General features: G+C 68.9%; 16 protein-coding genes and 1 pseudogene. 7 read left to right on the forward strand and 10 right to left on the reverse strand.

What is annotated here, in order from left to right:
- The coding region (locus I73_RS28190; protein ID WP_040500445.1) for a thiamine pyrophosphate-dependent enzyme at positions 1-233 on the reverse strand (233 nt) is incomplete at its 3' end.
- A 42-nt stretch (positions 234-275) separates the two neighbouring features.
- Between I73_RS28190 and bamC the strand changes: the two genes are divergently transcribed.
- A complete protein-coding gene (bamC, locus tag I73_RS34055; RefSeq protein ID WP_234409520.1) occupies positions 276-482 on the forward strand; it encodes an outer membrane protein assembly factor BamC in 207 nt (68 codons plus the stop codon).
- Between the two features lie 142 nt (positions 483-624).
- Here the strand turns inward: bamC and I73_RS31760 are convergent, their stop codons facing one another.
- Positions 625-816, reverse strand: coding sequence for a hypothetical protein (locus I73_RS31760; RefSeq protein WP_040500446.1), 192 nt, complete (start codon positions 814-816; stop codon positions 625-627).
- A gap of 257 nt (positions 817-1,073) precedes the next feature.
- On the reverse strand, positions 1,074-2,201 hold the full coding sequence (locus I73_RS15175) for a cupin (RefSeq protein WP_022981392.1): 1,128 nt from the start codon (positions 2,199-2,201) through the stop codon (positions 1,074-1,076).
- A 39-nt stretch (positions 2,202-2,240) separates the two neighbouring features.
- Between I73_RS15175 and I73_RS15180 the strand changes: the two genes are divergently transcribed.
- Positions 2,241-2,762 carry a peptidylprolyl isomerase gene (locus tag I73_RS15180; protein WP_022981393.1) on the forward strand — a complete coding sequence of 174 codons (522 nt, stop codon included), beginning with the start codon at positions 2,241-2,243 and terminating at the stop codon, positions 2,760-2,762.
- A 16-nt stretch (positions 2,763-2,778) separates the two neighbouring features.
- Here the strand turns inward: I73_RS15180 and dut are convergent, their stop codons facing one another.
- The 3 genes from dut to I73_RS15195 are packed head-to-tail and all read right to left on the reverse strand — an operon-like array spanning position 2,779 to position 5,248.
- Positions 2,779-3,228, reverse strand: coding sequence for a dUTP diphosphatase (gene dut / locus I73_RS15185; protein WP_022981394.1), 450 nt, complete (start codon positions 3,226-3,228; stop codon positions 2,779-2,781).
- Positions 3,225-4,445 carry a bifunctional phosphopantothenoylcysteine decarboxylase/phosphopantothenate--cysteine ligase CoaBC gene (coaBC, locus tag I73_RS15190; RefSeq protein ID WP_022981395.1) on the reverse strand — a complete coding sequence of 407 codons (1,221 nt, stop codon included), beginning with the start codon at positions 4,443-4,445 and terminating at the stop codon, positions 3,225-3,227. The genes dut and coaBC overlap by 4 nt, the downstream gene beginning before the upstream one ends.
- Before the next feature lie 44 nt (positions 4,446-4,489).
- Positions 4,490-5,248, reverse strand: a complete 759-nt coding sequence (locus I73_RS15195; RefSeq protein WP_159105890.1) for a UPF0149 family protein — start codon at positions 5,246-5,248, stop codon at positions 4,490-4,492.
- Positions 5,249-5,419: 171 nt separating this feature from the next.
- On the opposite strand from I73_RS15195, the gene I73_RS28200 reads away from it, so the two are divergent.
- Together I73_RS28200 and I73_RS15205 are read left to right on the forward strand one after the other, a co-directional pair.
- Entirely contained in the window at positions 5,420-6,517 is a 1,098-nt protein-coding gene (locus I73_RS28200) for a mechanosensitive ion channel family protein (RefSeq protein WP_022981397.1), read from the forward strand.
- Between the two features lie 62 nt (positions 6,518-6,579).
- Positions 6,580-7,860, forward strand: coding sequence for an NAD(P)/FAD-dependent oxidoreductase (locus I73_RS15205; RefSeq protein WP_022981398.1), 1,281 nt, complete (start codon positions 6,580-6,582; stop codon positions 7,858-7,860).
- A gap of 12 nt (positions 7,861-7,872) precedes the next feature.
- Here the strand turns inward: I73_RS15205 and I73_RS15210 are convergent, their stop codons facing one another.
- From I73_RS15210 to alaS, 4 genes and pseudogenes are all read right to left on the reverse strand, one after another.
- Complete coding sequence (locus I73_RS15210) at positions 7,873-8,391, reverse strand: DUF1993 family protein (protein WP_022981399.1); 519 nt, start codon at positions 8,389-8,391, stop codon at positions 7,873-7,875.
- Positions 8,392-8,483: 92 nt separating this feature from the next.
- A complete protein-coding gene (locus tag I73_RS34060; protein WP_159105891.1) occupies positions 8,484-9,086 on the reverse strand; it encodes a GGDEF domain-containing protein in 603 nt (200 codons plus the stop codon).
- A gap of 488 nt (positions 9,087-9,574) precedes the next feature.
- Positions 9,575-10,747, reverse strand: a pseudogene (locus tag I73_RS34700) (tetratricopeptide repeat protein); the annotation flags it as partial.
- Positions 10,748-10,812: 65 nt separating this feature from the next.
- Positions 10,813-13,452, reverse strand: a complete 2,640-nt coding sequence (alaS, locus tag I73_RS15225; protein WP_022981402.1) for an alanine--tRNA ligase — start codon at positions 13,450-13,452, stop codon at positions 10,813-10,815.
- 612 nt (positions 13,453-14,064) lie between these two features.
- Between alaS and I73_RS28210 the strand changes: the two genes are divergently transcribed.
- The 3 genes from I73_RS28210 to I73_RS30980 form a co-directional block, all read left to right on the forward strand.
- Positions 14,065-15,000, forward strand: a complete 936-nt coding sequence (locus I73_RS28210) for an FAD:protein FMN transferase (RefSeq protein WP_234409519.1) — start codon at positions 14,065-14,067, stop codon at positions 14,998-15,000.
- Positions 14,997-17,996 (forward strand): hypothetical protein, encoded by a 3,000-nt coding sequence (locus tag I73_RS15235; RefSeq protein ID WP_022981404.1) that lies wholly within the window; start codon positions 14,997-14,999, stop codon positions 17,994-17,996. Before I73_RS28210 ends, I73_RS15235 begins: the two co-directional genes overlap by 4 nt.
- Positions 17,993-18,482, forward strand: a 490-nt coding sequence (locus tag I73_RS30980; protein ID WP_148289809.1) for a hypothetical protein, incomplete at its 3' end; no start/stop codon positions are given. The genes I73_RS15235 and I73_RS30980, both read left to right, overlap by 4 nt.

Raw genomic sequence — 18,482 nt, forward strand, 5'->3', positions numbered from 1 at the left:
CGCTGGGTGTGCCGGATGGAGGCATAGCCCCCGTTGTTCATGACGAACAGGCAGATCGGCAGCGCCTGCGTGGCCAGCGTGGCCAGTTCCTGCACATTGAGCTGCAGGCTGCCGTCGGACTCGACCGCGATCATCGGTGACCGCCCCTGCCCCAGGCAGGCCCCGATGGCCGCCGGCAGGCCATAGCCCATGGATCCCAGCCCGGAGGTCAGGAACAGACGCTGGCCCGGCATCGCGCCCTGGCCACCTACGCGGTCCGCTATGTCGACCCCAAGATCGCCGGGCAGGATTCGCCCAACTTCATTTCCAAGCTCTTCGGCGCCAAGGAGCCGGCGGAGCTGGCCCTGGGCCGCTACCGCATCGTGCTCAAGACGGCGGGCAACAGCACCCAGATCACGGTGCAAAAGCCCAACGGCGACCCGGACAACAGCGAAAGCGCCCAGCGCATCGCCCAACAATTGGTGGACGAACTCAAATACTGAGTCGCTTTACCTTGATTCACACCAGGGCAGCAAACGCTGCCCTTTTTCATGCCCTGCAGCCAGGCTGGGCATAAAAAAAGCCGCCCTCAAGAGGCGGCTTTCTTTCATCACGATGCTGCAACGCAGCAGCGCGGGAATCAGCTTAGTTCGAAGCGGCTTCCGAAGCGGGAGCGGCAACTTCCGAAGCGGCTTCCGAAGCAGCGGGAGCAACTTCCGAAGCGGGAGCAGCGGCCGAGGGGGCAGCGTCCACGGGAGCGGGAGCCTCGTCCTTCTTGCCGCAAGCGGTCAGGGCAGCAGCAGCGATCAGGGAAGCCAGCAGGAGCGACTTGTTCATGAATATCCTCGAATCGAAAAGAGTCGAACAAAAAATACCGGTCATTCTGGAAGCTCGCTGTTCGTGCGCGCCTCCTCCTCGCGAGGTCCAGAAATGTTCAAAGGGCGGTCGTTCGCTCCGAGAACCGTTTTCTGAGCCCAGACTGACATTATACGCAGACTCAGGGAAAGTTCCCGGTACAACATGGGGGAGCTGTCCCGACGCTTGCACCGAAACGTTGCCATCACGCATCATGCCCCGTCAACGTCACAGGCCGGTCAAACCCCGTGCAGCCAACCGGCCTCTGCCCAGTCCGCCACGAGTTCACGGGCCCCCGCGCTGAGCTGGGCCACCTCGCGTGCACCCAATACCCGCTGATCCGCCAATTGCCGCATCAGCCGGGCATCCCGCCCACCGGCGCGGAAGGATTCTCCATTGATGAAGACGTGCCGCTCGTCGTACATCATGCGGGTGCGACGGTCCAGGCACAGGCCCTGCCCGGCTTGTAGAGGCTCGCCGCCCTCGAACCAGACAATGGCTTTGGGCTCGGTCAACGATTCACCCAGGGCACAGGCCAGGCTGTGGGCATCATTGAGCGCGGAAATCACCGCTTTCTGCGCGAACTCCTGCAAAGCCGCGGGAATCAGGCCCGGGGTGTCGGTGGCCGACTGGGCCGGATCGCGGTAATGCGGTTCCTGGTCCGGCGCCTCCAGTGCATCGATCATGCGTTGCAGCACATCGCGGGCGGTTTCGGTCGGCGTGGGGGTGCGGAAGCCCACCGAGCAGGTCATGCAGTCGTTGCCCACGGCGATGCCATCATGTCCCCAGCGCGGCGGCAGGTAGAGCATGTCCCCGGGTTCCAGCACCCATTCCTCCGTGGGCTGGAAATTGGCCAGCAGTTTCACCGGCACGCCGTCCACCAAGGTGGTGTCCTTCACCGGCCCCACGCGCCAGCGGCGCCGACCCGCGACCTGCAAGAGGAACACGTCGTAGGAATCGGTGTGCGGCCCGACGCCGCCGCCATCGCTGGCATAGCTGATCATCAGGTCGTCCAGGCGCGCCTCGGGCACGAAGCGGAACTGGCTCAGCAGCTCATGGGCGGCCGGCACATGCAAATCCAGCCCCTGGACCAGCAGCGTCCAGCCCGGCCGGCTGAAGGGCGGAACCTGGCGCCGCTCGAAGGGGCCGTGGCGCAGTTGCCAGCCCCCCTTGGCCTGCTGGACCAGGCGGGATTCGACATCGTCGCGCGCGGCCAGCGCCAGCAGCTCGGGGCGCGTCACCGGCGGCACCACGCCGGGCACGGCCTGACGGATCAGGCAGGGCTTCTTCTGCCAATGGCGGCGCATGAACTGGGCCGGCGACAGGCCGCCCAGCAAGGGGAGTTTCTGCAGAGGGTTCACGGTCATGGGGCCGGATTGTGGCCGCCCTTGTGCGATCATCCCCTGATGGACATCACTTCCCCCTGTGTGGTGACGCTGACCTGGCGACTTTCGGACGGCCAGGGGCAGCTCATCGACGAACTGAGCGAACCCGTGGAATTCTTCTACGGTGGCGAGGACCTGCTGCCCAAGGTCGAGGAGGCCCTGGCGGGCCAGGGCGTCGGCTTCGAAGCCGAGCTGCATCTGGAACCCGAGCATGCCTTCGGCGACTACGACGCCGACCTGCTCTGCTACGAAGCCCGCGCGCTCTTCCCGGAAGGGGTGGAGCCGGGCATGCGCTTCGAAGGCCTGCCCGAGGGCGCCGTCACGCCCGACATGCCCGAGGACCTGATCTACACCGTCACCGAGGTCTACCCCGAACACGTGGTGCTCGACGCCAACCATCCGCTGGCCGGCATGGCCCTGCGCATCGCGCTGAAGGTGCTGGAAGTGCGCGAGGCCAGCGCCGAGGAAATCGACGCCGGTTCGGTGGGCGAATCGCCCTTTGCCGTGGTCAGTGGCCCGCCGCCCGGCGAGCCCCTGCACTGAGGCCCTGCGGCCGGGTTCAGCCCCTGCCGGTCGAGCCGAAACCGCCGGTGCCGCGGTCACTGGCTTCGAAGGACTCCACGCGGCGGAAGGCCGCCTGCACCACCGGCACGATCACCATCTGGGCAATGCGCTCCATGGGCTGCACGGTGAACGCCGCGCTGCCGCGGTTCCAGCAGCTCACCATCAGTGGGCCCTGGTAGTCGGAATCGATCAGCCCCACCAGATTGCCCAGCACGATGCCATGCTTGTGGCCCAGGCCCGAGCGCGGCAGCAGCATGGCCGCCAGGCCCGGGTCCCCGATGTGCACGGCCAGACCGGTGGGGATCAGGGCGGCTTGCCCCGGGGCCAGCTCCAGCGGCTGGTCCAGGCAGGCGCGCAGGTCCAGGCCGGCGCTGCCGGGGGTGGCATAGGCGGGCAGCTGGTCCGCCATGCGCGGGTCCAGCACTTTCACATCGATCGTCGTCATTTGGCGGAGGTCTTCAATCGTTCGGCCAGCTCGCACACCAGGGCGCGGGCCAGGCTCAGCTTGTCGGCGGTGGGCAGCTCACGGTGACCGTCGGCGTCCACCAGCACCAGGGTGTTGTCGTCGCGACCGAAGGTGGCCGGGCCGAGGTTGCCCACGATCAGCGGCACCTTCTTGCGCAGCAGCTTCTCGCGGGCGTGCTGCAGCAGGTGTTCGCTCTCGGCGGCAAAGCCCACGCAGTATGGCGCCTGCGGCAATGCGGCCACCGCGGCCAGGATGTCCGGGTTCTCGGTCAGCTCGAAGGCGGGCGCCACCTTCTTGCCGTCCTTCTTGATCTTGTGGGCGTTCATCTGCGCCGGGCGCCAGTCGGCCACCGCGGCGGTGGCGACGAACACCTCATGCCGCGCCGCCAGTGGCAGCACGGCGTCATGCATCTGCTGCGCGCTCTGCACGTCGATGCGGCGCACATGCCGCGGCGTGGGCAGGTGCACCGGGCCGGCCACCAGGGTCACGTCGGCCCCGGCCTCCTGCGCGGCGCGGGCGATGGCAAAGCCCATCTTGCCGCTGGAGTGGTTGGTGATGCCACGCACCGGGTCGATGGCCTCGAAGGTGGGGCCGGCGGTGATCAGCAGCCTGCGCCCGGCCAGCAGCTTGGGCTGGAAGAAGGCGATCAGCTCGTCGCGCAGCTCGGCCGGCTCCAGCATGCGGCCGTCGCCCACCTCGCCGCAGGCCTGGTCGCCCGCGGCCGGGCCCAGCACGGTGGCGCCATCGGCCCGCAGCTGCGCCACATTGCGCTGCGTGGCCGGGTGGGCCCACATCTCGCGGTTCATGGCCGGCGCCACCAGCAACGGCACCCGCTCGATGGGGCGGGCCAGGCACAGCAACGACAGCAGCTCGTCGGCGCGGCCCTGCACCAGGCGGGCGATGAAGTCCGCGCTGGCCGGGGCGATCAGGATGGCATCGGCCTCGCGCGAGAGATTGATGTGCGCCATGTTGTTGTCCGGGCGCGCATCCCACTGGCTGGTGTAGACCGGCCGGCCCGACAGGGCCTGCAGGGTCACCGGGGTGATGAAGGCCTCGGCGGCCTCGGTCATCACCACCTGCACCGTGGCACCGGCCTTCACCAGCTCACGGGTCAGCTCGGCGGCCTTGTAGCAGGCCACGCCACCGGACAGGCCCAGCACGATGTGCCGGCCCGCCAGATCCTGTCGCTCACTCATCGCTCAATGTCCCCGCCGCGCACGGCAACCTTCATGGACAGTCGTCACTGCATCTGCGCGCCGTGGCACTTCTTGAACTTCTTGCCACTGCCGCAGGGACAGGGGTCGTTGCGGCCCGGCAGATCCCCCACCCGGCGCTGCGGCGGCTTGGGGGCATGGTCCAGCCAGTACAGGCGCATGTCCTGCGCCGCATACAGGGCTTCGTGGATCAGCTCGTCGCGGGTGAGCTCCTCGCCCTCGTAGAGCTCGTCGCAGACTTCCTTGATCTCCTCGGGCGTCATGGTCAGCGTGACCACCCGGGTCATGGACTCCTCGAAGAGCTGCCCTTCCTCCGTCTCGGCGTCCGGCTCCGGCCAATCCTGCGGGAAGTCGCGCGTGGCGTCGATGAAGCCCAGGGCCCAGACCTCGCCGGTCTGCTCCAGCATGTGCAGCTCGTCGGCCTTCACATGCCCTTCCTCGACCAGGCGCTGCTTGTCCTCTTCGGTCAGCTCGATCATCAACGGCGCCAGGCGCAACACGTCGGTGTCGTCCAGGATCTCCTCGGGGTCCAACTGGTTGGCCAGGACGTCCCAGCGGACCTGGATGGCCTCGCGAGCCGCCTGGGCGTCGGCCGGGTCGGCAAAAGCCCGCTCGAACACGCCCTCGGCCATCACCGGCAGCCACTCGTCCAGCGAGAGGCGGCGCGGGCCGGACATCAGGGCGGTCATGTAGCCGTCCAGCCACTCGAGCGACACGCCTTCCTCGAAGCCGGCCATGCGCTGGCACAGCGCGTCCAGCGCCTCGATCTCTTGTTCGGTGCTCATGCGGGGCGCCGCCATCGCTCTCTCCAGGAAATTCGGGACCCGGCAGTGTCGCACGTCCCACTGCGGCCGGCGAGCCGGCTTGCCCCCGCGCCGCACGCGTCCATCGCCGCGCCTCGGCGTGGGGCCTTGCTATATTTGTCCAAATATTAATCCCCGGAGGACCGTTTCCCGATGCAGCCCCTGCTGACCTGGTTCCACAAGCTGCCGGACCCCGTCGCCGAATGGCTCACGCTGCTCGGCGCCGCCCTGCTGGCCCTGATCGCCGCGGCCATCGCCTACCGCATCGGCAGCCGTCTGCTCGCCCGCAGCACGCGCGGCCGCTATCCGGCCGAAGCCATCGTCCAGAGCGCCGTGCTGCCTGCGCGCTGGCTGCTGCCGCTGATGGCGCTGAACGTGGTCTGGCACGGCGCCCCCGACGATCTCCACGGCGTGGAGGGCCTGCGACGCCTCACGGCCCTGGCCATGGTCGGCTGCGCCACCTGGCTGATCGCCCGCGGCATCCACCGTGTCAGCGCCACCTACCTGGCCCGCCTGCCGATCAAGGAAGCCGACAATCTGCAGGCCCGTCGCCTCTACACCCAGACCCGCGTGCTTTCGCGCACCGGGGTCGGCTTGGTCATTCTGGTGGGCACCGCGATGGCCCTGATGACCTTTCCCACCGTGCGCCAGGTGGGCACCAGCCTGCTGGCCTCGGCGGGCGTGGTCGGCATCGTGGCCGGCTTTGCCGCCCGCCCGGTGCTGGGCAACCTGATCGCCGGCCTGCAGATCGGGCTGACCCAGCCGATCCGGCTGGACGATGTGGTCATCGTGGAAGGCGAATGGGGCGTGATCGAGGAGATCAACAGCGCCTACGTGGTTGTGCGCATCTGGGACCAGCGCCGGCTGATCGTGCCGCTGCAGTGGTGGATCGAGCATCCCTTCCAGAACTGGACCCGGGACAGCGCCGAGCTGATCGGCACCGTCTTCCTGTGGGTGGACTACCGCATGCCCCTGGAGCCCCTGCGACAGGCGCTGCAGCAGGCCTGCCAGGCCTCGCCCCACTGGGATGGCCGGCTCGCCCTGCTGCAGGTGACGGAGGCGGGCGAGCGGGCCCTGCAACTGCGCGCCCTGGTCACGGCCGCCACCTCCTCGGCCGCCTGGGACCTGCGCTGCGCCGTCCGCGAGGCCCTGATCGACTTCATCCAGCGCCAGTACCCCGAGTACCTGCCGCAATGGCGCACGCAGGGCCTGGACCGGACGATGGCGCCGCCCGCCGCAGCCGGCTCCTGAGCCGTCCGACCCGACATGGTGCGAGACTTGCTGCTCTTCATCCGGCACTCCCCACCCACACCATGCACTACGACATCGTCATCGTCGGCGGCGGCGCTGGCGGCCTGGAACTGGCCGCCTCCCTGGGCCGGTCCCTGGGACGGCACAGCGGCCAGGAAAAGGTCCTGCTGATCGACCGCGCCTCCTTCCACATCTGGAAGCCCACCCTGCACGAGGTGGCAGCCGGCACGCTCGATGCCCATCAGGAGGGCCTGTCCTACACCACCCTGGCTCGGCGCAACCATTTCAGTTTCACGCTGGGCGAACTGGGTGGGTTGGACGTCCAGAAGCGCCAGATCACCCTGGCGCCAGTGCTGGACATTCAGGGACAGGCGCTGGTGCCGGAACGGCACATCAGTTACCGCTGGCTGGTGCTGGCCATCGGCAGCGGATCGAACTTCTTCGGCACCCCGGGCGCCGAACACGCCTACGTGCTGGAGCAGACGCTGGACGCCGAGCGTTTCCACCAGCGCCTGCTCACCGCCTTCGTGCGGACGGCCTTTTCCGAGGACAAGCTGCTGTCGCTGGCCATCGTCGGCGCCGGTGCCACCGGCGTGGAGCTGTCGGCCGAACTGATCGAGGCCCACCAGGAGCTCACCGAGGGCCTGAGCAAGGAACAGCGCTTCCGGCTGGACATCACCATCGTCGAGGCCGCGCCGCGCATCCTGGCCGGCCTGCCCGAGAAGATCTCCCAGCAGGCCCAGGTGGCGCTGCAGCGCAAGCAGGTCAAGGTGCTGACCGGCACCCGGGTGCAGGCCATCGAGGCCGATGCGCTGGTGACCGACAAGGGCCGCATCCCGGCCGATCTGATCGTTTGGGCGGCCGGCATCAAGGCGGCCGACAGCAACGAGCGCCTGGGCCTGACGACCAACCGCTCCCACCAGTTCGTGGTGGATGCACAGCTGCGCACCTCGGCCGAAGGCATCTACGCCATGGGCGACTGCGCCGCCTGCGAATGGGAGAGCGGCCGCCTGGTGCCGGCCCGCGCCCAGGCTGCCCACCAGCAGGCCAGCTACCTGAAGCAGGTGCTGCTGGGACTGCTGAAGGAACGCCCGCTCAGCGCGCCCTTCCAGTACCGCGACTTCGGCTCACTGGTCTCGCTGGGCGAGAACAAGGGCGTGGGCAACCTGATGGGCGGGCTCTCGGGGCGCAACTTCTTCGTCGAGGGGCTGATCGCGAAGTGGATGTACATGTCCCTGCACCTGAACCACCACCGCGCCATCATCGGCACCATCGACACCATGGTGCTGGCCCTGGTGCGGCTGCTGCAGCGGCGCGTCTCCGGCCGCCTCAAGCTGCACTGAGCCAGCCCGGCTTCAGCCCGCGTTGGGCCCGGCCAGGTAGTCGGCCTTGCCCAGTGGCACGCCGGCCTGACGCAGCAGGTCGTAGGCGGTCGTGACGTGGAAGAACAGGTTGGGAATGGCCCAGTGCAGCAGATAGGCCTGGCCGCTCAGCGTGCGGGTGGCGTCGCGCCCGACCGGGAAGGTGATCTCGGCGGTTTCACGGCCATCGATCTGCGCGGGCTGCAGCGTGGCCAGCCAGGCCAGAGTCTTGGCCACGCGTTCGCGCAGTTCGGCGAAGGTGGTCTCGTTGTCCTCGAACTTCGGGGCCTCGATGCCTGCCAGCCGCGCGCTGCCGTTCTTGGCGGCGTCGCAGGCGATGCGGATCTGCGCCGTGAAGGGCAGCATGTCCGGCGCGAAGCGCAGGGTGCAGAACACGTCGGGGTTGAACTGGCGGGCCTCGGCATGGGCCTGGGCCTTGCCCAGCAGATGGCCCAGGTTGGTCAGCGCAGTGGTGAAGACGGGCAGCGCGGTGGCGCCCAGGGTGATCGACATTTCAGTCTCCGCAAATGGGTGATTGGCGGCGGCATGCTACGCCGACACGATCCGGCCTGCCCAACCAGGGGGCTTGCCCCCGCGCCCGGCCCTCAGGCCCCAGGGCGGGTCTCCTGCAGCAGACCCATCGCCTCCAGGGTGTCCACGCTGGTGTCGGCCCAGGCGGGGCGGTCCAGCGGCGCCTCCTCGGCCGCCTCGGCCCCGGCCATGCCCTCCCAGCGGTCCCGGCCCGCCCGCTTGGCGCGGTAGAGCGCGGCATCAGCCACCCTCAGCGTGAGCGCCCAGTCCTCGGGCGCCGGCCCGCCCAGCGGGAAGACGCTGAAGCCCGCCGACACGGTGATCTGCACCGGTCCGCCCCGCAGCTCCAGCGGCGCCTCGCGCAGGCCGGTCTGCAGGCGGGCAAACAGGCTGCCCGCCTCGCTCAGCGGCGTGTTCGGACAGACCCAGAGGAACTCTTCGCCGCCCCAGCGCACCAGCACGTCGGAGGCCCGCGCGCAGCCTTCCAGGACCTGGGCGAAATGGCGCAACGCTCGGTCGCCCACCTCATGACCATGCAGATCGTTCAGGCGCTTGAAGTGGTCCAGATCCAGCAGGGCCACCAGGGCGGTGGCCGGCGCCTCATGGGCCGCCAGGGCCTGGCGGCGCGCCGCGGCGAACTGGTCCAGCCAGGCCTGCCCATAGCGGCGGCTGCGCACACCGGTGAGCGCATCCTCCTCGGCCTGCCGACGGATCGTCTCGTGCGCCTGGGCCAGCGCCTGGTGCTGCGCTTCCACTTCGGCATTGCGCTGGGACAGCAGGGTGTTGAGCTTGGCGCGCGCCCGGCTTTCCCGCACCTGAAAACGACGGTGAAGTTCAGCAGCAGCACCAGCGCCAGCAGGCCCGCCCCGAGGGCGCGCTGCCAGCGCTCGCGCTCCTGCAAGGCGGTCATCGCGATGGACTGGGCCTCGTGCGTGCGAGAGGCCTCGGCCAGTTGGGCCTTCTGCCGTTCCACCTCGAGCACCGACTGCAGTTCGGCGATCCGCGTCTTCGACTCGACACTGACATGCTCGTCGTGGGTCGTCTTGAACTCGCGCATCAAGGCCAGGGCCTCCCGGTAGCGCCCCAGGGCCTCCAGGTTGTCGATCATGCGGGGATAGAGCTCCAGCCGCACCCCCACGTCATCGCCCTGCCCGAACAAGGCCAGGGACTTGGCGTAGCTGCGGGCCGCCGATTCACGCTGACCCAGGGCGGCCTGCGCCGCCCCGAGGTTGGAAAAGACGGTGGCCGCCTGGTTGGCCGGCCCGGCCCGCTCGTAGATCGGGGCCACCTCGCTCAGCAAGGTCATGGCCTCGCGCTGCCGCCCCTGCTGCTGCAAAAGGTCGGCCAGGTTGTTCATGGCCGCCAGGGCCTGTCCGCCATGCCCTGCCGCCCAGGCGATGGCCTCCTTGTACAGGCCTTCGGCCCGCTCGCGCTGGCCCAGCCCGGCATACCCCACGGCGATGTTCGTGAGCACCTCATGGCGGGTGATCGCCGACCGGTCGTTGAGCGCCTTCAAGGCGCGTTCGCCGTAGGCCACCGCATTCGCCCAGTCCTTGGTGTAGATGAACAGGCCGCTGAAGTTGTAGAGCAAGCGGGGGTCGTCCGGCAGCTTGAGCGCCTGGCCCACCCGGTCCGCGGCCAGCATCGCCTCAATGGCCTCCGGCAGCTTGCCCTGGTACACATTGGCCACGCCCAGCAGCTGCTGGGCCAGGTAGTCCACCTTGTGCGGGTGGCGGGGCGCCAGGTCCATGGCGGCATGGGCCAGGCGCATGCTGGTCGGATAGTCCTGCATCAGCACGGCCGAGGCCGCCAGCGCCCGCCAAAGGTCCGCCCGTTCATCGGCCGACAAGCCGGCACCGGGCTTCAGCGGCTGGAGCTCTTTCTCCAGCTCGGCCAGCCGGGTCTTGTCCTTGGACATCCAGAGGTTGTTGCACAGCAGCTTCAGGCGCTGCGTCTGCTGTTCGGGCGTCATGTCCAGGCTGCGCAGCCCGTCTCCCACGCTGAGCAAGGCCGCCCCCTGGCGGGTGGCCGCCGCCCACTCCAGCAGCGCCAGGCCCAGGGCCACGCGGTCCTGCGGGCGCAGCGCCGGGGATGCACCGGCCTGACCGGACCACAGCGCCAGACCCTGCGCCAGAGCCGCCGCCGGATCCCGCGCGGCCAGCGTCTTCAGCGCCGCCAGCGGGTCCTGCGGCGGCACTGCGGAGGCCGCCTGCGGCGTGACCGGCCCGGAAGCCGGCGACGCGGGCAGGCCCCAGGCGGACGCTCCCAGCAGCAGAAGCCCCATCCCCCAGGCGACCCCACTCCGAACGGTCCGGCCCCACTTCAAGATTGCGTCCATCGTCTTGCCGCCATGAAAGAAAAGGGGCGGCCAAGCCGCCCCAGGGGATACGCCTTGCCGCGCGCTCAGACGCGCTCGGCCACCCAGGCCTGCACCGAGGCCAGCGCCGCCGGCAGGGCCGCGGCGTCGGTGCCGCCGGCCATGGCCATGTCGGGCTTGCCACCGCCCTTGCCGCCCACCTGCTGGGCCACGAAGTTCACCAGCTCGCCGGCCTTGACCTTGCCGATGCTGTCGGACGTGACGCCCGCGGCCAGCTGCACCTTGCCGCCGTCCACCGCCGCCAGCACGATGGCCGCGCTCTTGAGCTTGTCCTTGAGCTTGTCCATGGTCTCGCGCAGGGTCTTGGCGTCGGCGCCTTCCAGCGTCGCGGCCAGCACCTTCAGGCCCTTCACGTCCACCGCCTGCGACAGCAGCTCGTCACCTTGGGCCGAGGCCAGCTTGCCCTTGAGCGCAGCCACTTCCTTTTCCAGGGTGCGGACCTGTTCCAGCACGGCGCTCACACGGTGCTCCAGCTCGCTGGGCGCAGCCTTGAGCGTGCTCGCCACCTGACCCACGGTGCTTTCCAGGCCCTGCAGATAGGCCAGCGCGTTGTCGCCGGTCACCGCCTCGATGCGGCGGATGCCGGCGGCCACGCCGCTCTCGGCCACCACCTTGAACAGGCCGATGTCGCCGGTGGCCTTGACGTGGGTGCCACCGCACAGCTCCTTGGAGCTGCCGATGCTCAGCACGCGCACGGTGTCGCCGTACTTCTCGCCGAACAGCATCATCGCGCCGCTCTTCTGGGCGTCGTCGATGCCCATCACCTCGGCCTTGGCCTGGGCGTTGGCCAGGATCTCGGCATTGACGATGGCCTCGACCCTGCGGATCTCCTCGGCCGTCATCGGCGCGGTGTGGGCGAAGTCGAAGCGGGTGCGCTCCGGCGTCACCAGCGAGCCCTTCTGCTGCACATGGGCGCCCAGCACCTCGCGCAGGGCCTTGTGCATCAGGTGGGTGGCGCTGTGGTTGCGCACGGTCTTGGCGCGGCGCTCGGCATCCACCTTGGCGACGAAGGCATCGCCCACCTTGACCGAGCCTTCGACGACACGACCATGGTGGCCGAACACGTCGGCCTGGATCTTCATCGTGTCCTCGACCAGCACGCGGGTCGTGCCGTTGCGCAGCTCGCCCGCATCGCCCACCTGACCGCCGGACTCGGCGTAGAACGGGGTGTGGTCCAGCACGATGACGGCGTCGTCACCGGCCTGGGCTTCGGGCACCGACGTGCCGTCCACATAGACGGCCACCACCTTGGAAGTCTCGCAGACCAGGTGTTCGTAGCCGTGGAAGGCGGTGGGCACGCCGCTGTATTCCAGGCCGGCGGCCATCTTGAACTTGCCGGCGGCGCGGGCCTGCTCGCGCTGGCGGGCCATGGCGGCGTCGAAGCCCGCCTGGTCCACCGTCACGCCGCGCTCGCGGCAGACGTCGGCGGTCAGGTCCACCGGGAAGCCGTAGGTGTCGTGCAGCTTGAAGGCGGTCTCGCCGTCGAGCTGCTTGGCGCCCGCGGCTTCCATCGCCGCCAGGGCGCCTTCCAGGATCTCCATGCCGCGTTCGATGGTCTGGAAGAAGCGCTCTTCTTCCTGCTGGATCACCTCGGTCACGCGGGCCTGGGCCTGGCGCAGTTCCGGATAGGCCTCGCCCATCTGGTTCACCAGCTCGGCCACGATCTTGTGGAAGAACGGGGTGCGCGCGCCCAGCTTGTAGCCGTGGCGGATGGCACGGCGGGCGATGCGGCGCAGCACATAGCCGCGGCCCTCGTTGCCCGGGATCACGCCGTCGACGATGGTGAAGGCGCACGCGCGGATGTGGTCGGCGATGACCTTCAGGCTGGGCGAGGCCGGGTCGATGTCGGCACCACCCGCGCTCTCGACCGCGGCCTTGGACGCGGCGATCAGCGCGACGAAGAGGTCGATCTCGTAGTTCGAGTGCACATGCTGCAGCACCGCGGCAATGCGCTCCAGGCCCATGCCGGTGTCCACCGAGGGCTTGGGCAGCTTGTGCATCACACCGTCTTCGGTGCGATTGAACTGCATGAACACGTTGTTCCAGATCTCGATGTAGCGGTCACCGTCTTCATCGGGGCTGCCCGGGGGGCCGCCGGCCACGTCCGGGCCATGGTCGAAGAAGATCTCGGTGCAGGGGCCGCAGGGGCCCGTGTCGCCCATCATCCAGAAGTTGTCGGACATGTAGCGGCCGCCCTTGTTGTCGCCGATGCGCACGATGCGCTCGGCGGGCACGCCCACCACCTTGTTCCAGATCTCGTAGGCCTCGTCGTCCTCGGAATAGACGGTCACCCACAGCTTGTCGGCCGGCAGCTTGAAGTGCTGGGTCAGCAGCTCCCAGGCGTAGCTGATCGCATCGTGCTTGAAGTAGTCACCGAACGAGAAGTTGCCCAGCATCTCGAAGAAGGTGTGGTGCCGCGCGGTGTAGCCGACGTTGTCCAGGTCGTTGTGCTTGCCGCCAGCGCGGATGCACTTCTGCGCCGTGGTCGCCCGGCTGTAGGGTCGCTTGTCGAAGCCCAGGAACACATCCTTGAACTGGTTCATCCCGGCATTGGTGAACAGCAGCGTGGGATCGTCCCCCGGCACCACCGGGCTGGACGACACGATCGTGTGCCCCTTGCTCTCGAAGAACTTCAGGTAGGTCTGGCGGATCTCGGCGGCTTTCATCCGGAACTTTCGAGAAGGTGACCCCTTCGACCGGATGCAGGCGTTCGCGCCTGACCGTGCGTCCGAAGGGCTGAAATGGAACCTTTCATTATAGGTTCCACCCTCTCCGCCGCCCGTGGAGGGGCCGTTCTTCCGGGTGGGATGGCCCCCTGTGTCGCATCCACCCCAATTTGTAACAAGGGCCGCTCCCCACTCCGCGGCACCCGCCTGCGAAAACTGACAGCCCGCCCCGGCGCTGGTGGACACGTTTGCTTACGAGTGCCCTCGCTGCCAACACTGCCTTTCCTTACATTGGCGCACACCTGCTGAAGGACAGCAGGACACCACGCGGTGGACGCGCTCGTCCACCAACAGGCAGTACCGTCGATCCCGGGGATCCACACCACCGGGCCGACACCGTTCGGAGGGGCCGATGGGCCGCACACACCAGTTGCGCCAAGCTGGCGCAGCCGATGCCACGCGCCCCGGGCCGCTCCGGGCAGCCTGCTGCATGCCGGCCGAACCCCGGGGGCAGCGATGACGCTGCGCGACTGGTTGCCTGCGGCCTTCCGACGCACGCCTGGGGCTGGGACACCGAAAGGGCCCCAATGGTTCCGTCGGGAAGAAGCCATCATGGGCACGGCCATCACCGCCGAGCTCTGGGCCGACAGCGCGGCACAGGCGCAAGAGGCCCTGGGGCTGGTGATGGACGAGATGCACCGCATCGACCGCTGCATGAGCCCGCACCGGCCCGACTCCGAGCTCTCCCGCATCAACCGCGAGGCGGCTCAGCACCCCGTCGCACTCAGCCCGGAAATGGTCCGCTTGATCGACCGGGCCCTGACCTTCTCCGCCCTGTCCGAAGGCGCCTTCGACATCAGCTTTGCCTCGGTGGGCCAGCACTACAACTACCGCACAGGCCAGGCCCCGGACGCGGCCACCCTGGCGCAGGCCCGCGCGGCCATCGGCTGGCGCGGCCTGCTGCTGGACCGTGCCGCCGGCACCCTGCGCTTTGCCCGGCCCGGCATGCGCATCGACCTGGGCGGCTTCGCCAAGGGGCATGCGGTGGACAACGCCATCGCCCTGCTGCGCGCCCAGGGCATCCGCCACGCCATGGTCTCGGCCGGTGGCGACAGCCATGTGCTGGGCGACCGGCGGGGCCGCCCCTGGAGCGTGGCCATCCGCGATCCGCGCCGCGAGGGTGGCGTGGTGGCGGTGCTGCCGCTGGAAGATGTCTCCATCTCCACCTCCGGCGACTACGAGCGTTTCTTCGAGCGCGACGGCGTGCGACACCACCACCTGCTGGATCCGCGCACCGGTGAGTCCGCCCGCAGCGTGCGCAGCGTCACCATCCTCGCGCCCGATGGCCTGACGTGCGAAGCCCTGTCCAAGACCGTCTTCGTGCTGGGGCCTGCGCGCGGCCTGGCCCTGATCGACACCCTGCCCGAGGTCGATGCCGTCGTGATCGACGCCGAGGGCGCCATGCATGTCAGCCAGGGCCTGGCCCAGCCGCTGACCGCGGGGGCTTCGGCCGCCGCCGCCACTTCCCGGGGAGACCACACACCATGAAGCACACCCATCTTCCCTACCCGGGCCGGCGCCCGCTCGCCGCCGGTCTGCTGGCGGCACTGGGCCTGCTGGCCAGCCTGGCCGGCTGCTCCGGCAGCACCAGCGGCAGCGGCACCGCCACCGTGGCCGGCGACGTGCCCCTGGTCTATGCCAAGCGAGCCGACACGGTGAACCTCAACCCCACCGATGGCGCCCCATTTGCCGCCGGGGGCGACCTGATGCTGCGCGAGAAATCCTCGCCCAGCGCCCCCGAGCACAACCTGACCCAGCAGTTCACCCAGGGCCAGGGCGATGTGTCCGGCCCCGAGGTGTCCTACGACGCCAAGAAGGTCGTGTTCGCCATGCGCTGCCCCAGCAGCAACACCGCCAAGATCGACGGCGTGGCCGCCTGCACCGGCCGCTGGAACATCTGGGAATACGACATGAGCAGCGGCGGGCTCACCGGCGGCAGCTTCCGCCGACTGACCGCCTCCACCGACGACGACGATGTGGACCCGGTCTACCTGCCGGGCAACCGTGGCTTCGTCTTCACGTCCAACCGCCAGACCAAGTCCCATCTGGACCAGGCCCTGGGGCACAGCTATTACGCGCTGGATGAGTATGAGCGTCAGCGCGTCTTCAACCTGCACACCATGGATGCCGACGGCGGCAGCATCACCCAGATCTCCTTCAACCAGAGCCACGACCGCAGCCCGGTCATCCGTCCCAACGGCGACATCATGTTTTCGCGCTGGGACCATGTGGGCGACCGCAACCACTTCAAGATCTTCCGCATGAAGCCCGATGGCACGGACATGTTCGTGCTCTACGGCGCCCACAGCGAAGGCAACACCTACCTGCACCCGCGCGACATGGACCCTGCCGGCAAGTACGCAGGCTTCATCTCGACCGATGCGATGCCCTTGCAGCGCTCCAAGGAAGGCGGCGCACTGTTGCTGATCGACGCGGCCAACTATTCCGAGCAAAACACACCGGCCAACTCGACCGTTCCCACCACCGGAGGACAGCAGCAGCTGACCGCGCAGGAGCTCAACATGGACCGCGGCTTCTCGCGCTACGGCCGTGTCACCACGCCCTACCCGCTGTGGGACGGGACCAACCGGCTGCTGGTGGCCTACAAGCCCTGCGAAGTGACCCGCAACGGCGAGGTCGTGCCCTGCGCCAACCTCACGAGCGACGAGATCACCCGGCTCGAGTCCACCAACCGGACCGAGGCCGAGATCGCCGCGGACACGGTCCAGGACAACGTGTTGCCGCACTACGCCATCTACATGTTCGACCCGGGCCAGCAGACCTGGCTGGTGGTGGCCGCGCCCCCCGCCGGCTTCATGTACATCCACCCGGCGGCCCTGCTGGCCCGGACCGAGCCGCACACGGTGGAGGCCACCAATGTGGACGCCGATCTGGCGGCCCAAGGCCTGGGCCTGCTGGAGGTGCGCAGCGTCTACGACACCGACGGCCTGGGCCGCATGGGCGACCCGGTGCTGAGTGCCGCCGACCTGAGCGGCAACTGCACCACCGCCATCGCCAAGACCACCCCTACCGACGCGCTGGACACCCGAGACCAGGTGGCCGACCTGATCCGCATGAAGAACCCGGCCGACAGCGCCTACGGCTGCTCGCCGGCCCGCTTCGTGCGGGCGGTGCGTGCCGTGGCCCCGCCGGCCAACAGCATGAACCTGCGCGAGGCCATCGGCGAGACCAACTTCGAGCCGCAGCAGATCCTGGGCTATGCCCCGATCGAGCCGGACGGCTCCTTCAAGCTGGTGGTGCCGGCCGACACCCCGATCGGCCTGGCCGTGGTCGATTCGGAAGGCCGCGCCTTCCAGACCCACACCAACTGGATCCAGATCCGCCCGGGCGAGCGCCGCACCTGCGACGGCTGCCACAGCCCGCGCCGCGGTGCCTCGCTCAACAGCGGCAGCATCGTCGACACCATGCCCTCGGCCCTGCGCAGCGCCCTGGCCTCGGCCCACCTCTCGGGCGAGACCATGGCCTCTACCCGCACCCGGCTGGATGCCAGCGCCCTGAAGCTCGTCTCCGACCTGATCTACCAGGATGTCTGGGCCGACACCACCCAGGCCGGCGTGAGCGCCCGCCCCTCGATCAGCCTGCGCTACACCGGCAACGCCGACGCCAGCCAGGACCTGGCCACCACGGTGCCCACCAACGGCATCATCAACTACCCGGACCACATCCAGCCGCTGTGGACCCGCAACCGGGGCGCCAACACCTGCACCAGCTGCCACAACGCCAGCGCCAGCCTGAACCTGCTGGGCACCATCGGCGGCTCCGGGCGCATGACTTCCTATGACGCCCTGCTGATCGGTGCCCCGGTGATCGATCCCAGCACCGGCCTGCCCAAGACCCAATTGCAGGAAGGCGTGCCGGAGATCGTCCGCCAGCCTGCCCTGGTCGAGACCAAGGCCAGCGAAAGCGATGCCCTGGGCCTGGCCCGCAAGAGCCGGCTGATGGAAATCCTGGCGGGCACCTTGCTCATGTCCTCGGCCGAGGCGCAGACCGCGCACCCCACGCCGACGAGCGTGAACCACGCCGGCATGCTCAACGCGGCCGAGAAGCGCCTGCTGGCCGAGTGGATGGACCTGGGAGGCAAGTACTACAACGACCCCTTCAACGCCAATGCCGGCGTGCGCACCGTCAGCACCCTGAGCCAGGACAGCTTCGACGCCAAGGTACTGCCCATCTTGAACAGCACCTGCGCGACCTACTGCCACATGGGCGTGGGCAGCAGCCCAGGCAAGTCCTTCATCGAGAACCGTTTCGTGCTCACCGGCGACCCGGAGGGCGACTACAACGTCACGCTGACGATGATCTCGGACACCTGCAACCCCGCCAGCAACACCCTGCTGAGCAAGCCGTCCACCATCCCCCACCCCAGCGGCGTCGCCGGCCAGACCAGCGCGGTCCTGCCGGCTGGCGGCAAGGATTTCGCCACCATCGCCCAGTGGATCGCCACCGGCTGCCCCACCCCATGATGAAGTCACACCCCCTCCTTCTGGCGCTGGCCGGCCTGACGCTGGGCGCGACCCTGGGTCTGAGCGGCTGCGGCGGCGGCAACCCGCTGGGCAACCCCTCGGATGTGCAAAACCCCGCGGGCACCGGCGGGGAAAAGCTCTCCTTCGCCTACTACCAGAAGTGCATCGAGCCGCTGCTGGTCCAGGCCATCACCACCCCGTCCGGCGGCACGGCCACCTGCGCCGCGGGCGGTTGCCACTCCAACGCCAACGGCACGGGCGGCGCGCTGCGCATCATCGAGACGGCCAGCATGGTGGACCTCTCCGCCTCGGCCGATGCCATCCGCGCCAGCGACATCTACAAGAACTTCTACTCCGCCATGGGCGCGAGCGTGCCCGGCGACTCTGCGGAAAGCAGGCTGCTCAACAAGCCGCTGGTGCGCGGCGTGCTGCACGGCGGGGGCCAGATCCTGGCAAGCGAGAACGACCGGGTGGCCGTGCTGATCC

The sequence above is a fragment of the Ideonella sp. B508-1 genome (genome assembly GCF_000333615.1).
In the GTDB taxonomy this organism is placed as follows: Bacteria; Pseudomonadota; Gammaproteobacteria; order Burkholderiales; family Burkholderiaceae_C; genus Ideonella.

Coding starts and splice junctions, on each gene's coding strand:
- I73_RS28200 (WP_022981397.1), top strand. CDS start 5,420: ATGCAGCCCCTGCTGACCTGGTTCCACAAGCTGCCGGACCCCGTCGCC.
- I73_RS15175 (WP_022981392.1), bottom strand. CDS start 2,201: ATGACCGTGAACCCTCTGCAGAAACTCCCCTTGCTGGGCGGCCTGTCG.
- I73_RS15195 (WP_159105890.1), bottom strand. CDS start 5,248: ATGAGCACCGAACAAGAGATCGAGGCGCTGGACGCGCTGTGCCAGCGC.
- I73_RS15210 (WP_022981399.1), bottom strand. CDS start 8,391: ATGTCGATCACCCTGGGCGCCACCGCGCTGCCCGTCTTCACCACTGCG.
- I73_RS31760 (WP_040500446.1), bottom strand. CDS start 816: ATGAACAAGTCGCTCCTGCTGGCTTCCCTGATCGCTGCTGCTGCCCTG.
- dut (WP_022981394.1), bottom strand. CDS start 3,228: ATGACGACGATCGATGTGAAAGTGCTGGACCCGCGCATGGCGGACCAG.
- I73_RS28210 (WP_234409519.1), top strand. CDS start 14,065: ATGGGCACGGCCATCACCGCCGAGCTCTGGGCCGACAGCGCGGCACAG.
- I73_RS15180 (WP_022981393.1), top strand. CDS start 2,241: ATGGACATCACTTCCCCCTGTGTGGTGACGCTGACCTGGCGACTTTCG.
- alaS (WP_022981402.1), bottom strand. CDS start 13,452: ATGAAAGCCGCCGAGATCCGCCAGACCTACCTGAAGTTCTTCGAGAGC.
- I73_RS15235 (WP_022981404.1), top strand. CDS start 14,997: ATGAAGCACACCCATCTTCCCTACCCGGGCCGGCGCCCGCTCGCCGCC.
- coaBC (WP_022981395.1), bottom strand. CDS start 4,445: ATGAGTGAGCGACAGGATCTGGCGGGCCGGCACATCGTGCTGGGCCTG.
- I73_RS15205 (WP_022981398.1), top strand. CDS start 6,580: ATGCACTACGACATCGTCATCGTCGGCGGCGGCGCTGGCGGCCTGGAA.